12 protein-coding genes are annotated in these 14,702 nt (G+C 71.4%); 4 read left to right on the top strand and 8 right to left on the bottom strand.

Translation table 11 applies throughout. From position 1 onward, the window contains the following. Positions 1-161 precede the first annotated feature (161 nt). On the top strand, positions 162-767 hold the full coding sequence (locus tag ACZ66S_RS23555) for a GTP-binding protein (RefSeq protein WP_469903504.1): 606 nt from the start codon (positions 162-164) through the stop codon (positions 765-767). 70 nt (positions 768-837) lie between these two features. Here the strand turns inward: ACZ66S_RS23555 and glpK are convergent, their stop codons facing one another. The 4 genes from glpK to ACZ66S_RS23535 all read right to left on the bottom strand — a co-directional run bounded on the left by glpK (position 838) and on the right by ACZ66S_RS23535 (position 5,325). Beyond that, complete coding sequence (gene glpK, locus ACZ66S_RS23550; protein WP_469903503.1) at positions 838-2,349, bottom strand: glycerol kinase GlpK; 1,512 nt, start codon at positions 2,347-2,349, stop codon at positions 838-840. 39 nt (positions 2,350-2,388) lie between these two features. Further along, on the bottom strand, positions 2,389-3,114 hold the full coding sequence (locus ACZ66S_RS23545; protein WP_469903502.1) for an MIP/aquaporin family protein: 726 nt from the start codon (positions 3,112-3,114) through the stop codon (positions 2,389-2,391). A 598-nt stretch (positions 3,115-3,712) separates the two neighbouring features. Further along, a complete protein-coding gene (locus ACZ66S_RS23540) occupies positions 3,713-4,903 on the bottom strand; it encodes a lipid-transfer protein (RefSeq protein WP_469903501.1) in 1,191 nt (396 codons plus the stop codon). Next, a complete protein-coding gene (locus ACZ66S_RS23535) occupies positions 4,900-5,325 on the bottom strand; it encodes a Zn-ribbon domain-containing OB-fold protein (RefSeq protein ID WP_469903888.1) in 426 nt (141 codons plus the stop codon). Before ACZ66S_RS23535 ends, ACZ66S_RS23540 begins: the two co-directional genes overlap by 4 nt. 134 nt (positions 5,326-5,459) lie before the next feature. Between ACZ66S_RS23535 and ACZ66S_RS23530 the strand changes: the two genes are divergently transcribed. Then, positions 5,460-5,996 (top strand): NUDIX domain-containing protein, encoded by a 537-nt coding sequence (locus tag ACZ66S_RS23530; RefSeq protein ID WP_469903500.1) that lies wholly within the window; start codon positions 5,460-5,462, stop codon positions 5,994-5,996. A 3-nt stretch (positions 5,997-5,999) separates the two neighbouring features. Here the strand turns inward: ACZ66S_RS23530 and ACZ66S_RS23525 are convergent, their stop codons facing one another. Continuing rightward, the gene (locus tag ACZ66S_RS23525; protein ID WP_469903499.1) at positions 6,000-8,366 is read right to left on the bottom strand and encodes a glycoside hydrolase family 31 protein; all 2,367 of its coding nucleotides are present in this window, start codon (positions 8,364-8,366) and stop codon (positions 6,000-6,002) included. Between the two features lie 212 nt (positions 8,367-8,578). Between ACZ66S_RS23525 and ACZ66S_RS23520 the strand changes: the two genes are divergently transcribed. Beyond that, positions 8,579-10,546, top strand: a complete 1,968-nt coding sequence (locus tag ACZ66S_RS23520) for an acetoacetate--CoA ligase (protein ID WP_469903498.1) — start codon at positions 8,579-8,581, stop codon at positions 10,544-10,546. Between the two features lie 172 nt (positions 10,547-10,718). On the opposite strand, the gene ACZ66S_RS23515 is transcribed toward ACZ66S_RS23520, so the two are convergent. Beyond that, a complete protein-coding gene (locus tag ACZ66S_RS23515; protein ID WP_469903497.1) occupies positions 10,719-10,916 on the bottom strand; it encodes a hypothetical protein in 198 nt (65 codons plus the stop codon). Positions 10,917-11,083: 167 nt separating this feature from the next. Here ACZ66S_RS23515 and ACZ66S_RS23510 point away from each other — a divergent pair, with 167 nt between their 5' ends. Further along, on the top strand, positions 11,084-11,977 hold the full coding sequence (locus ACZ66S_RS23510; protein ID WP_469903496.1) for a hypothetical protein: 894 nt from the start codon (positions 11,084-11,086) through the stop codon (positions 11,975-11,977). 78 nt (positions 11,978-12,055) lie between these two features. On the opposite strand, the gene ptsP is transcribed toward ACZ66S_RS23510, so the two are convergent. Both ptsP and ACZ66S_RS23500 read right to left on the bottom strand, forming a co-directional pair. Then, positions 12,056-13,726 (bottom strand): phosphoenolpyruvate--protein phosphotransferase, encoded by a 1,671-nt coding sequence (gene ptsP, locus ACZ66S_RS23505; RefSeq protein WP_469903495.1) that lies wholly within the window; start codon positions 13,724-13,726, stop codon positions 12,056-12,058. Between the two features lie 82 nt (positions 13,727-13,808). Continuing rightward, positions 13,809-14,258 (bottom strand): PTS sugar transporter subunit IIA, encoded by a 450-nt coding sequence (locus tag ACZ66S_RS23500; protein ID WP_469903494.1) that lies wholly within the window; start codon positions 14,256-14,258, stop codon positions 13,809-13,811. Between the last annotated feature and the right edge of the window lie 444 nt (positions 14,259-14,702).

Below are 14,702 nucleotides of genomic sequence, written 5' to 3'. Positions count from 1 at the left end.
GGGACGGTGGCCTCCAGGTCAGGCGCGCCCGTCGTACGGCCCCACCGGCACCGCGGCGACGGCGGACCCCGGCCCCCGCGATGTCGGCGTCAGCGAGACCTCCGGCGGCGGAGGCCACGGCCCGCCGCCTCAACACCCCCAGCTAGCAGGAGAAGAGACCAATGATCTTCGGGCGTTCTGAGCGCGGCAAGCCCCCGGTCGAGCCCGTCACGCTCAAGATCCTGGTGGCCGGCGGCTTCGGCGTGGGCAAGACCACGTTCGTGGGCGCGGTCAGCGAGATCAGGCCGCTGCGCACCGAGGAACTGCTCACCGAGGCAGGGCGTCCGGTCGACGACACCAGCGGTGTCGAGGGCAAGCGGACCACCACCGTCGCCATGGACTTCGGACGCATCACGCTGCGCGAGGACCTGGTGCTGTACCTGTTCGGCACACCGGGACAGGAACGCTTCTGGTTCATGTGGGACGAGCTCTCCGAGGGCGCCCTGGGAGCCGTCGTGCTCGCCGACACGCGTCGCCTGGAGGACTGCTTCGCGGCCGTCGACTACTTCGAGCGCCGCTCCATTCCGTTCATCGTCGGCGTCAACTGCTTCGAGGGAGCGATCCGTTACCCCGAGCAGGACGTACGGCAGGCCCTCGACCTCGACGAGGACGTACCGGTCCTGCTGTGCGACGCCCGGGACAAGCAGTCGGTCAAGGACGTGCTCGTGGGCGTGGTCCAGCACGCGATGGCGTACTCCGCGCGCCGCCGCCAGACCGTCACCACCTGAGGCGGGAAGCGACCCGTACCCCCGCCGACAGGGGTACGGGCCGCGGCTGGACGGCACCACGCGCGCGTGCCTAGTTCTCGCCGTCCTCCTCCCACCCGAAGCTCTTCTCCACGGCCTTGCGCCAGTTGTGGTACTGGCGGTCACGCACGGACGCCTCCATGTCCGGCGTCCACTCGACGTCCTTGCGCCAGTGGGACTTCAGCTCGTCCAGGTCGTTCCACACGCCGGTGGCGAGCCCGGCGGCGTAGGCGGCACCGAGGCAGGTGGTCTCGGAGACCATCGGCCGGACCACCGGCACGTCGAGCACATCCGCCTGGTGCTGCATGAGCAGGTTGTTCTTGGTCATGCCGCCGTCCACCTTCAGGGTGGTGATCTGCACCCCGGAGTCCTGGTACATGGCGTCCACGACCTCGCGCGTCTGCCAGCTCGTCGCCTCCAGCACGGCCCGCGCGAGGTGCGCCTTGGTGACGTACCGCGTGAGGCCGGTGACGACCCCGCGCGCGTCCGAGCGCCAATAGGGCGCGAACAGACCGGAGAAGGCGGGCACGATGTACGCGCCGCCGTTGTCCTCGACACTGGCCGCGAGGGGTTCGATCTCGTCGGCGGTCCGGATGATGCCGAGTTGGTCGCGGAACCACTGGACGAGCGCGCCCGTGATGGCGATGGAGCCCTCCAGGCAGTAGACCGGCGCCTCGCCGCCGATCTTGTAGCCCATCGTCGTCAGCAGCCCGTTCTTCGACGGGACCGGCCGGTTGCCCGTGTTGAGCAGCAGGAAGGAACCCGTGCCGTAGGTGTTCTTCGCCGTGCCCACGTCGTAGCAGGCCTGCCCGAACACCGCGGCCTGCTGGTCGCCCAGGGCCGACGCCACGGGCACGCCCGCGAGCTGGCCCACCGCGGTGCCGTAGACCTCGGCGGACGACCTGATCTCGGGCAGGACGGCCTCGGGCACGTTCATCGCGGACAGGATGGACCGGTCCCACTGGAGGGTCTCCAGGTTCATCAGCATGGTCCGGCCGGCGTTGGTGACGTCCGTGACGTGGCGGCCGCCGTCCGTGCCGCCGGTGAGGTTCCAGATCAGCCAGGAGTCGATGGTGCCGAAGGCGATCTCGCCGTTCTCGGCACGCGCGCGCAGCCCCGGCACGTTGTCCAGCAGCCAGGCCGCCTTCGGCCCCGAGAAGTAGGTGGCCAGCGGCAGTCCGGTCTGCTCGCGGAACCGGTCCTGCCCGTCCGAGCCACCGAGTTGGCTGGTCAGGGCCGCGGTGCGGGTGTCCTGCCAGACGATCGCGTTGTGCACGGGCTTGCCCGTCGCGCGGTCCCACAGGACCGTCGTCTCGCGCTGGTTGGTGATGCCCAGGGCGCTGAGCTGGTCGGCGCGCAGCCCGGCCTTGGCGATCGCCCCGGCGACCACGGCCTGCACCTTGGACCAGATCTCGGTGGCGTCGTGCTCCACCCAGCCCGGCTTGGGGAAGATCTGGCGGTGCTCGCGCTGGTCGACGGCCACGATCGCGCCGTCCTGGTTGAAGATGATGCAGCGGCTCGAGGTGGTGCCCTGGTCGATAGCGGCGACGAACTTGTCCGTCATGACGTCCCCTTCGTCGGTTCCTGCACAGGACGGTGTTGTTCAGAAGGCTGCGTTGAAGATCACCCCGGACAGCGCCCCGCCGATCAGGGGCCCCACCACCGGGATCCACGCGTAACCCCAGTCCGAGGTGCCCTTGTTGGGGATCGGCAGCAGGGTGTGGACGATGCGCGGTCCCAGGTCGCGGGCCGGGTTGATGGCGTACCCGGTGGGTCCGCCGAGGGACAGACCGATGCCGACCACCAGGAAGGCGACGACGAGGACCGCGGTGCCGGACTCGCCGAGCCCCTTGGTGAGCCCGAAGGCCAGGATCGGCAGGACCAGGCCGACGGTCGCGATGATCTCCGTGACCAGGTTCGCCACGGGATTGCGGATCGCGGGCGCGGTGGAGAAGATCCCGAGCGTGGGCTGGGCGAGCTCCTCCTCGGCGTTGGCCCGGAACTGCGCGTAGTAGGTCAGCCAGCACAGCACCGCCCCGAGCATGGCGCCGACCATCTGCCCGGCGATGTAGACCGGCACCTGGTCCCAGTCGCCGGTGTCGACGGCGATCCCGAGGGTGACGGCGGGGTTGAGGTGCCCGCCAGACAGCGGCGCGGCGGTGTACGCGCCCGCCAGCACGCCGAAGCCCCAGCCGAACGCGATGACGACCCAGCCGGCGTCCTTGGCCTTGGAGTAGTTGAGTACGACGGCGGCGACCACGCCGGCGCCGAAGAGGATCAGGATCGCCGTGCCGATGATCTCACCGAGGAATACGTCTCCGTTGCTCATGGCGGCTCCTAGGCCCTGGCCCGGGGCTCTCCCGCCCCGGTCCTCCGTGCAGGGTTGCGGTTCCCTTGGCGGACTGCCGAAGGGCAGGGAGGATCCCGCGCCCCGCCCGGCGTCCGCGACGAGCGTGCCGTCGCGGCCGAATCGCCCGTGGGGGGCTCGCGGCGTGGTGCCTAAAACGCCGAGAATGTACGGCGATGTCGACCGACACCGGAAGTGTTCACCGGGCCCAGGAGAGCGTCAAGGTCGCCGACCACACGGGTTGCGCCGACCGCCGAAGGGCTTCGCCCGAGGGGCGCGGGGCCGACCGGGCCCTGTCTGGACCCTTCCGGGGTGGAGCGGTGCCTTGCTGGTTGCTTCTCGGGCCCTCTGTGGGCGAATGGCACCTGGTTGGTCTGCCGCTCAGGCCCTGCCTGGGTGGAACGGTGACCCGCGTTGGTCGCCCCTCGGGCCTTTCCGGGGCGGAGCGGTGCCTGCTGGTCGCCCTCAGAGGCCTTCCCCGGCCCGAACGGCGCCCGCCCGTTAGCCCCGCAGACTCTTCCGGGCCCGAACGGCGCCCCTACAGCCCGCAGCCCGCGGCCTTCCGCTCACCGCTCACCGCTCACCGCACGGCGATCACCGCCGACCCGTGCCCGAACAGCCCCTGGTTCGCGGTGATCCCCACGCGCGCGTGCTCGACCTGCCGGTCACCCGCCTCGCCCCGCAACTGCCAAGTCAGCTCGCACACCTGGGCGATCGCCTGGGCCGGCACCGCCTCGCCGAAGGAGGCGAGTCCGCCGCTCATGTTGACGGGTATGCGCCCGCCCCCCGCAGTCGCCCCCTCCCGCAGCAGCTTCGCGCCCTCACCCTCCCCGCACAGCCCGAGGTCCTCGTACCACTGCAACTCCAGAGCGGTGGACAGGTCGTAGACCTCGGCGAGGGAGAGGTCCTCCGGGCCGACACCCGCCTCCTCGTAGGCCGCGCGGGCGATCGACGCACGGAAGGTCCCGGCGGCGGGCTCCACCGCGGCCGTGGAGTCCGTCGCGATGTCCGGCAGGTCCAGCACCGTGTTCGGATACGTCGGCGTCACCGTCGACACCGCCCTGATCCGCACCGGTTCGGCCACACCCCTGTGGCGGGCGAACTCCAGGCTGGAGAGCACCAGTGCCGCCCCGCCGTCCGAGGTGGCGCAGATGTCGAGCAGCCGCAGCGGATCGGCCACCACGGCGGAGGCCGCGACCTCTTCCGCGCTGACCCGCTTCCGGTAGCGCGCGTACGGATTCAACGCGCCCATGGCCGAGTTCTTCACCTTGACCTGCGCGAAGTCCTCCACGGTGTCTCCGTGCACGGCCATCCGCCGGCGCGCGTACAGCCCGAAGTAGGTCGGGTTGGTCGCGCCGAGGACCCGGAACCGCAGCCAGTCCGGGTCGTCGGGCCGGTCCCCGCCCGCGGGCCGGAAGAACCCCTTGGGGGCGGCGTCGGCGCCCACCACGAGCACCACGTCGGCCAGCCCCGCCAGGATCTGCGCCCGCGCCGCGGCCACCGCCTGCGCTCCGGACGCGCACGCCGCGTACACGCTGGCGACCCGGGCCCCCTGCCATCCCAGCGCCTTGGCGAAGGTCGCCCCCGCCACGTAGCCCGGATAGCCGCCCCGCACGGTGTCCGCGCCGACGATCGAACCGATCTCCCGCCACTCGAGACCCGCGTCGGCCAGCGCCGCGCGGGCCGCCGTCACGCCGTACCCGACGAAACCACGCCCCCACTTGCCCCACGGGTGCATGCCGGCGCCGAGCACCGCCACCTCGCCCGTCATGCCGTCACCCCCGTCGGCCGCCACCGCCACGTTGTCCAGACTGTCTCCCCGTCCTCGTGGAGCACCCCGGGGACGACCTCCACCTCCGCGCCCACCGTCAGGTCGGCGGCGGTCACCCCCGGAACCGCCTGCCCCAGCACCACGATCCGCTCGGCGGCCAGCTCCACAGCGATCAACGTGTACGGCTCCCACGGAAGTTCCGGATCGGTCACATAGGGTGACGGAGGCCGGTAGCGGCTGTCCGTGTACGACCAGATCCGCCCGCGCCGCGACAGGGGAATCTCCGCCAGATCGCCCCCGGCGCATCCGGGGTTGCGGCAACCGCCGTCCTCGCGCGGGAAGAAGACCGACGCGCAGGCGGAGCAGCGGGTGCCCAGAAGCCTGAAGTCGTCCCCGTCGCCGGTGAACCATCCGGTGACCACAGGTGTACGCGTACGCGGCAAAGCCCCTCCCCGGACCGGATCTGACGGAACGTCAGAAGTGTCGCACGGGCGGCCGCGAAGAGGCAGAGGGCCCAACGGAACCGGAGCGCTGATGATCGGATACAGTCCGCGGCGTGTCCGAAACTCAGCACTCCGCCCCCAACTCCGCGCCGGGCTCCCACTGTTCGAGCTGCGGAGCGCCCTACGGAGAGGGCGTCGCGGGCTGGCCCCGCACCTGTCCCGTCTGCGGCACCGTCGCGTACCGCAACCCCCTGCCCGTCGCCGTCGCACTCCAGCCCGTGTACGACACACAGGGCACCGCCCTGGTCGTCATCACCCGGACCGTGGCCCCCGCGCGCGGAGGCATCGCGCTGCCCGGCGGTTACATCGACGACCGCGAGGACTGGCGGCACGCCCTGGTCCGCGAACTCAAGGAAGAGACCGGCATCGACGCCGCGAGCCGCGACGTACGCCTCATCGACGCCCTGAGCTCGCCCGACGGCCACCTGCTGCTGTTCGGGATGCTGCCGGAGCGGCCCGCCGACGGCCTCCCGCAGTCCGCGGCCACGAACGAGACGGAGGGCTGGCACCTGCTGCGCAGGCCGGAGGAGCTCGCCTTCCCGCTGCACACGCTGGCCGTACGGGCCTGGTTCGAGGGCCGCTACGTCTGAGCCTCAGCGCGCTCCGAGCCCGCGCAACCGCACCGGGTGGGACGGCTCGCTCAAGCCGTCCTCGCCCTCCCGCTGAACGACCACCTTCCGGCCCTCCCAGCGGGCGACGTAGCGTTCGATCTCCGGTTCGTCCCAGCCGTCGCCCGCGTCCCGGACGACCAGCCCGCCCCCGCTCCGCCCCCGGGCGGGCGCCCACACCTCCAGGACGGTCCGGCCGTCGTCCCCCTGCACCGGAATGACGGCACCCGCGCGCGCGAGCACCGGGATCCGCGACAGCGGAGCGTCGACGAGGACCTGTCCCGGCCCCTCGTACACCTGCTCCGTGGCCGTGTCGTACCAGCGCCCCCGCGGCAACTGCACCGCACGCCGGTCCCCGCAGGGATCGAGCACCGGTGCCACCAGCAGCCCGTCACCGAGCAGGAAGGCGTCCTCGCAGTCCCGCAGGGCGCGGTCCTCGGGCGCGGACCACCACAGGGGCCGTACGTAGGGCGCTCCGGTGCGCCGGGCGAGCTGCGCGAGCGTCATGAAGTACGGCAGCAGCCGCCGGCGTTCCACGAGCGCCACGCGCGCGTGCTCCAGCACCTCGGCGCCGAACGCCCACGGCTCCCTGCGCCCGGCCCGCAGCCCCGCGTGCGTACGGAACAACGGCAGATAGGCGCCGAGCTGGAACCAGCGCAGATACAGCTCGGGCGAGGGATGCCCGTCGTAGCCGCCCACATCGGGCCCCGAGTACGGCACCCCGCACAGCCCGAGTCCCATCACGAGCGACAAGGAGGCCCGCAGGCCCGGCCAGCCGGTGGCCACGTCACCGGACCAGGTGCCCCCGTACCGCTGGAGCCCCGCCCATCCGGAGCGCGAGAACAGGAACGGCCGCTCGTCCGGCACCAGTTCGCGCAGCCCCTCGTAGGCCGCCCGGGCCATGCAGAGCGCGTAGACGTTGTGCGCCTCCCGGTGATCCCCGCTGCGGCCCTCCAGGGCGTGTCTCGCCGACCGCGGCAGGGTGGACTCACCGAACGCGTTGAAGGACGTGGGCTCGTTCATGTCGTGCCAGAACCCGCTGAATCCCGCCGCGAGCCGCTCCTGGTAGAGACGGCCCCACCAGGCACGCACACGCGCGTGCGTGAAGTCCGGATAGACCGCCTCACCGGGCCACCCGACTCCCTCCACGAGCCGCCCCGACGCGTCCCGCACGAAGGCGTCCGCGGCCGTCCCGCTGTCATGGACGGCGTTGCCGGGCGCGGCCTTGACGGCCGGGTTGACGATCGACACCAGCCGGACGCCGTCCCGCAGCAGGTCCCCGGCCAGTTGGGGCAGCTTGGGGAAGCGCTCCTGGTCGACCGTGAACACCTGGTGCTCGTCGTAGTGGTCGATGTCCAGATGGACGGCGTCGAGCGGCAGCCCGCGCTCCAGGTAGCCGGCGACGATCCGCCGCACCTCCTGCTCGCTGCCGAAGCCCCAGCGGGCGTGATGGTGGCCGAGCGCCCAGGACGGCGGCAGCGCGGGCGCACCGGTCAGCGAGGCCCAGGCGAGCAGCACGCGCGCGGGCGTGCCCACCATCACCCAGCAGCGCAGCGGACCGCCGGTCATCCGCAGCTCGGACACCCCCACCCGGTCGTGCCCGGAACCGGCGCCCTCCTCGCCCTCCCGCAGGGTCACCGTGCCGTCCCAAGAGGTGTCGTGGAACACCAGATGGGTGGCGGCGTCGGCCACCACCATCTGCACCGGCATCGTGACGTACAGGGGATCGTCCCCCGGACCGAAGGCCCGGCCGGGATCGGTGTTCCACAGCCGATACGTGCCGTCCCGCAGTCGAGGCCCCGAGGCCCGTCCGCCCAGCCCGAAGAACCGGGCGTCGGCGGCCACCTCCGACCGCTGCACCCAGCGCGCCTCGCCCCCGCCCACCGGCTCCCACCAGCGCGGCGGCAGATCCCGGCGCAGGGTCACCCCGCCGGGCGTACGCACCTCGACGGCTCCGTGCCGCGACACCACGACCGTGGCCCGCTCGGACACGACCCGCCAGCCGCCGTCCTTGTCCGGCTCCAGAAGCGCCCGGGGGTCCGGCTCCGGGCAACGGCCCGCGAGCGCGTACGACGGCTCCGGCCCGGCCCCGTCCCACCCCCAGAACACCGCCCCGCTCACCGCGACGACAATCCGCAGCTCGGAGCGGCTGAACCGGACGACACCTCCGCCCGGAGCCGGCTCCGCGTCCTGGACCGGCCCCGGCACCCGCGCCCGCTCGGCCCCCCGCGCCGGCAGCCCGACCGCGTCGGTGCGCCTCCTGCGCCACGCGGCACGCACGGTACGCAAGCCCTGGGGCGCCCCCGCCGAACCGACCGCCTTCACCGAACGCACCAGGTCACGACCGTTCATGCTGCTCACCCTGCCACTCACTGCCCCACCCGCGCGTGCCGTTCAACTGCCGTTCACCCGTGCCGGGGCCACATCTTCACGACACGGACTATGTGGGGCGCACCCTGGCGTAGAAGTTGATCACATGGCATCGTCCCTGTCAGCCGCGTCACGCGCACACCCCTGGCCCGTGCGCGGGAGACGCACACGACGCGCACAGTCCGGGAGCCCCCATGCCGACCGAGAATCCCCAGCCGCTCTGGCAGCCAGATCCGCAGCGCATCGCCAGGTCCCAGGTCACCAGGTTCCAGGCGTGGGCGGCCGAGCACCACGGCGCCCCGGCCGACGGCGGCTACGCGGCGCTCCACCGCTGGTCCGTGGACGCGCTGGAGCCGTTCTGGGAAGCCGTCACCCAATGGTTCGACGTACGGTTCTCGACGCCCTACGCGCGCGTGCTCGGCGACCGCTCGATGCCCGGCGCCGAGTGGTTCCCCGGCGCCACCCTCAACTACGCCGAGCACGCCCTGCGCGCGGCCACCGACCGCCCCGACGAGCCCGCCCTCCTGCACGTCGACGAGACCCATGAGCCGACCCCGGTGACCTGGTCCGAGCTGCGCCGCCAGGTGGGCTCCCTGGCCGCCGAACTGCGCGCCCTCGGCGTCCGGCCCGGAGACCGCGTCAGCGGCTACCTCCCGAACGTCCCGCAGGCCGTCGTCGCCCTCCTCGCCACGGCCGCCGTGGGCGCCGTCTGGACCTCCTGCGCCCCCGACTTCGGCGCCCGCAGTGTCCTGGACCGCTTCCAGCAGGTCGAACCGGTCGTCCTGTTCACCGTCGACGGCTACCGCTACGGCGGCAAGGAGCACGACCGCCGCGCGACGGTCGGCGAACTCCGCCGCGAACTGCCCACCCTGCGGGCCGTCGTCCACATCCCGCTCCTCGGCACCGAGGCCCCCGAGGGCGCCCTGGAGTGGGACGCCCTCACGCGCGCGGACACGGAACCGGTCTTCGAACAGGTGCCCTTCGCGCACCCGCTGTGGGTCCTCTACTCCTCGGGCACGACGGGCCTGCCCAAGGCCATCGTCCAGTCCCAGGGCGGCATCCTCGTCGAGCACCTCAAGCAGCTCGGCCTGCACTGCGACCTGGGCCCAGAGGACCGTTTCTTCTGGTACACCTCCACGGGCTGGATGATGTGGAACTTCCTCGTCTCCGGCCTGCTCACGGGCACGACCGTCGTCCTGTACGACGGCAGCCCCGGCTACCCCGACACGGGCGCCCAGTGGCGGGTCGCCGAACGCACGGGCGCCACCCTCTACGGCACCTCGGCGGCGTACGTCATGGCCTGCCGCAAGGCCGACGTGCACCCGGGACGCGACTTCGACCTCTCCAAGGTGCGGTGCGTGGCCACCACCGGCTCCCCGCTGCCCCCCGACGGCTTCCGCTGGCTGCACGACGAGGTCCGCGAGGACCTCTGGATCGCCTCCGTGAGCGGCGGCACGGACGTGTGCTCGTGCTTCGCGGGCGCCGTACCGACCCTGCCCGTGTACATCGGCGAGCTCCAGGCGCCGAGCCTGGGCACCGACCTCCAGTCCTGGGACCCCAGCGGCGAGCCCCTGATCGACGAGGTCGGCGAGCTCGTCGTCACCAACCCCATGCCGTCGATGCCGATCCACTTCTGGAACGACCCCGACGGCAGCCGCTACCACGGCAGTTACTTCGACACCTATCCCGGTGTGTGGCGGCACGGCGACTGGATCACCCTCACCTCACGCGGCTCGGTCGTCATCCACGGCCGCTCCGACTCGACGCTCAACCGCCAGGGCGTCCGGATGGGCTCGGCCGACATCTACGAGGCCGTCGAGCGCCTTCCCGAGATCAGGGAGTCCCTGGTCATCGGCATCGAACAGCCCGACGGCGGCTACTGGATGCCCCTGTTCGTGCACCTGGCCCCCGGCGCCGTCCTCGACCAGGCACTCCTCGACCGCATCAAGCGGACCATCCGCGACAACCTCTCGCCCCGCCACATCCCGGACGAGGTCATCGAGGTCCCCGGCATCCCGCACACCCTGACCGGCAAGCGCATCGAGGTCCCCGTCAAGCGCCTCCTCCAGGGCGCCCCGCTGGAGAAGGCGGTCAACCCGGGCTCCATCGACAACCTCGACCTGCTGCACTTCTACGAGGACCTGGCCCGCAAACGCGCCTGACACCGTAGGTGGCCTCGGACTTCGCCGGTGTGCTCGGCGAAGTCCGAGGCCGGCCGCACCGCGTCGGCCGGCTCCAGTTCGGCGGCCGTGATCCGCACACCCGGACCGGCCGAGAGACGGAACCGCGCCCCGGCGGCGACCCACCAGCCGTACGACCGCAGCCCATTGCCGGTCAGCGTCCGCAGGGGGCGTCGGCGACGGCGGAGGCATGATCGTTCTCCACGACCAGCACCTCGGGGTGTTCCCAGAGCACCTCCAACAGCGCGTCCCGGCGCCCGGCCGAGAAGCGACCCCCGTAGGAGTTCTGCCGCCGTGGACTGCACACGAGCGCCCAGTCAGTGCAGCGCACCTTCGGGCGACTCACGGTCACCGCGGCCATCGCCGTCGGCCCGGCGGGCTGGGCCCTGTTCGGTACTGTCCTCGCTCTGACCTGCGCAGTTCAGCACCGACTGGTTCGCGGACGCCTCACCCACCCCTCGTTGTCAGTGCCGCCGGTTACTGTGAGTGAGCATTGATCGACTGCGCACAGGGGGAAACATGGCGCACACCGACCACCAGACGATGCGACGCGTCCTGCGCCGCGAAATCGCCGGCACCATCGGCCTGCTCACCGACGAGCACGACTTCCGCGCCATGCGGCGCTACCGCAGCTTCACCTTCGACGACCACGCGACCTACCTGAAACAGGTCGAAGAGCTCCTGAGGACCCGCGCGGCACAGGGCAGCCACACCACCGTCGCCCTGTTCGACCCCCAGGAGTACGCCGACTTCTGCGAGGACACGGGCCTCAACCCGGACATCCCGTCCAGCCGCACACGCTTCACCGCCGAACTCGCCAACTCCGGTCCGACGCTCCCGTACGAGGGCCAGCCCCTCACCGACCTCGTCCCCGCCCTCGTGGACGAGGCCGTCCGACAGGCCACCTGGGAGTACGCGACCACACTCCTCGCCCGCCTCGGCACCTGCGGCACCTGCGGCGAGGACATCGGCCGCGCCGCCTTCACCCGCGCCTCGCACCTCCTCGTCCGGATCCTCGACTCAGCCCTGCCCGGCGAACACCACCTCGTCTGCAGCGTCACCGGCACCCCGGAAACCCTGGTAGCCGTCCTCCACTCCGACGAGAACACCGACGGATCCGTCCACCTCGACGAGGCAGAGGCCCTCGAATTCACCACGGTCCTCGCCCTCGGCATCGCCACGCGCAGCCCCGGCGGACTCGTCATGCGCACCAGCGCCCGGGGAACGACCGACCGCGTCTACGGCTGGCGCCTGCGCGGTGACGGCCTCGAACCCCTCACCGCCGGAGAGGTCTTCGACGCCTACTGCACCGACGTCGACTCCGGCGATCCGATCTCCCCGGAGTCGAACGTCGACTACTGCGTGCCTCCCGACCTCGGCCCGGACGGACAGAAGCCGCGTCACAGCCACTGAACGCGAGGAGGGCGCCCCACCCACAGGTGGAGCGCCCTCCGAAAACCGCCCGACGTCGGCGGCCGAAACTGCGGCGACCTACTCGCCCGACAGCACCGCCTGAGCCGCGTCGCGCGCCTCTTCGGCACTGTCGGCGGCCCGTGCCGCCGCCGCCGCACGCTCGCACTGTGCCAGCGTGTACTTCGCCAGAGTCGTCCGCACATAGGGAATCGACGCCGCACCCATGGAAAGGGAGGTGACACCCAGACCGGTCAGCACACACGCGAGCAGCGGGTCGGCCGCGGCCTCACCGCAGACACCACAGCTCTTGCCCTCGGCCTTCGCCGCCTCGGCGGACAGCGCGACCAGGTCGAGCAGCGCGGGCTGCCACGGGTCCTGCAGTCGGGACACGGCACCCACCTGACGGTCGGCGGCGAAGGTGTACTGCGCGAGGTCGTTGGTCCCCAGCGACAGGAACTCGACCTCCTGCAGAATCGACCGCGCGCGCAGCGCGGCCGATGGGATCTCCACCATCGCGCCGAACTTCGCCCGCAGCCCGGCCGCACGGCACGCGTCGGCGAAGGCCTTGGCGTCGGCACGGTCCGCCACCATCGGGGCCATGACCTCGAGGTAGACCGGAAGTCCCTCGGCGGCCTTCGCGAGCGCGGTGAGCTGAGTACGCAGGACATCGGGGTGATCCAGCAGCGTCCGGAGACCGCGCACACCCAGCGCCGGGTTCGGCTCGTCGGCCGGCGTCAGGAAGTCCAGTGGTTTGTCCGCACCCGCGTCCAGCACCCGGACGACGACACGCCCCTCGGGGAACTCCTCCAGCACCTGCCGGTACGCCTCGACCTGCTTCTCCTCGGAGGGAGCGTTCTTGCTGTCGTCGAGGAAGAGGAACTCGGTACGGAAGAGGCCCACACCCTCGGCCCCCGCCTCGACCGCCGCGGGCACGTCCGCCGGACCACCGACGTTGGCCAGCAGCGGCACCTTGTGACCGTCAGCCGTGGCACCGGGACCCGTGGACGCGGCGAGCGCCGCCTTCCGCTCAGCGGCGGCGGCCTCCAGCTCGGCCTTCTTCTCGGCGCTCGGGTTCACGAAGATGTCACCGGTGCTGCCGTCGACAGCGATGACCGTGCCTTCGGCGAGCTCACCGGCACCCGGCAGCGCCACGACGGCCGGCACACCCAGCGCCCGCGCCAGAATCGCACTGTGGCTGGTCGGCCCACCCTCCTCGGTGACGAACCCGAGCACGAGCGTCGGGTCCAGAAGAGCGGTGTCGGCCGGCGCGAGATCACGCGCCACCAGAACATAGGGCTCGTCACTGTCCGGGATACCCGGCATGGGCACCCCGAGCAGCCGGGCGACGATACGGTTCCGCACGTCGTCGAGGTCGGCGACGCGTCCGGCGAGGTACTCGCCGGCACCCGCCAGCAGCTCCCGGTACGAGGCGAACGCGTCGTACACGGCACGCTCGGCCGTGCTGCCCACGGCGATACGCCGGTCCACGTCCGCCATCAGCTCGGGGTCCTGGGCCATCATGGCCTGCGCCTCGAGCACCGCCTGGGCCTCGCCCCCGGCCAGATTGCCGCGCGCCATCAGGTCGGCCGCCACAGCTTCCACCGCCTTGCGGGCGTGCCCCTGTTCACGCTCCGCGTCCTGCGCCGGAATCTGCTTGGCAGGCGGTTCCAGGACCGCCGTTCCCATGTGCCGAACCTCGCCGATCGCCACACCGTGGCTCACGCCGACGCCTCGCAGCGTTGTCTCCATCTCACCCGTCTCCGATAGTGCGGCGGGTCCCGCCGCCGCGGTGGTTGTCGTCCCTATTCGCCGTCGTACGACGGCACTGGCGTCACTTCCAGGAGAAGAGACTGTCGCCGGCCTTCACATCGCCGTTGTCGCGGAGCTCGGAGAGGGCCTCGGCCGTGGCCTCCAGGGCCACGACGGGGCAGACCGCGGACTTGCCGGCGGCCTCCACAGCGGCCGGGTTCCAGCGCACGATCGCCTGACCGCGGGTGACGGTGTCGCCCTTGCTCACCAGCAGCTCGAAGCCCTCGCCGTTGAGCTGCACGGTGTCGATGCCGAGGTGGACGAGGACGCCGTGTCCCTGCTCGTCCACGACGACGAACGCGTGCGGGTGGAGAGAGACGATCACACCGTCGACGGGCGCGACGGCCTCGGACGGTTCGCGCACGGGATCGATCGCCGTACCCGGGCCGACCATGGCCCCGGAGAAGACCGGATCCGGCACGGCGGCCAGTCCGATGGCGCGTCCTTCAAGAGGGGACGTCACGGTGGTCATGGGAAGCCTCCCAGGGGTGGAGCTGGGTACATGGGCCGTCACTGCCTGTCTCGGACGACCCTGTCCAGCAGCGTATGTCAGATGAACTGAGGGTTCCGCACGGAAGATACCGGCTGGTGGTCTAGACCACCAGTCCAAGCGATTTGCAAGGCGTTCGAGGCCCCGTGTACAGTCGTACTCCTGCTTGGGGCTGAGCGGCGCGATCGAGTGCCCTGACCCGGCAGCATCCAACTTGTCAGACCCTAACTCGGGATCATCTTCTGCATGTCCGCAGAACGGTGGTCAGGGGGCCGGAAAAACACTGATAGAGTTTGGAACACCGAAGGGAAGCGCCTGGAGGAAAGCCCGGGAGGGTGAGTACAAAGGAAGCGTCCGTTCCTTGAGAACTCAACAGCGTGCCAAAAATCAACGCCAGATATGTTGATACCCCGTTCCCGGCCATCA

This window comes from Streptomyces sp. NPDC107471 (assembly GCF_055582845.1).
The sequence above is the reverse complement of the archived record's forward strand: the minus strand, read 5'-3'. Positions and strand labels throughout refer to the sequence as shown.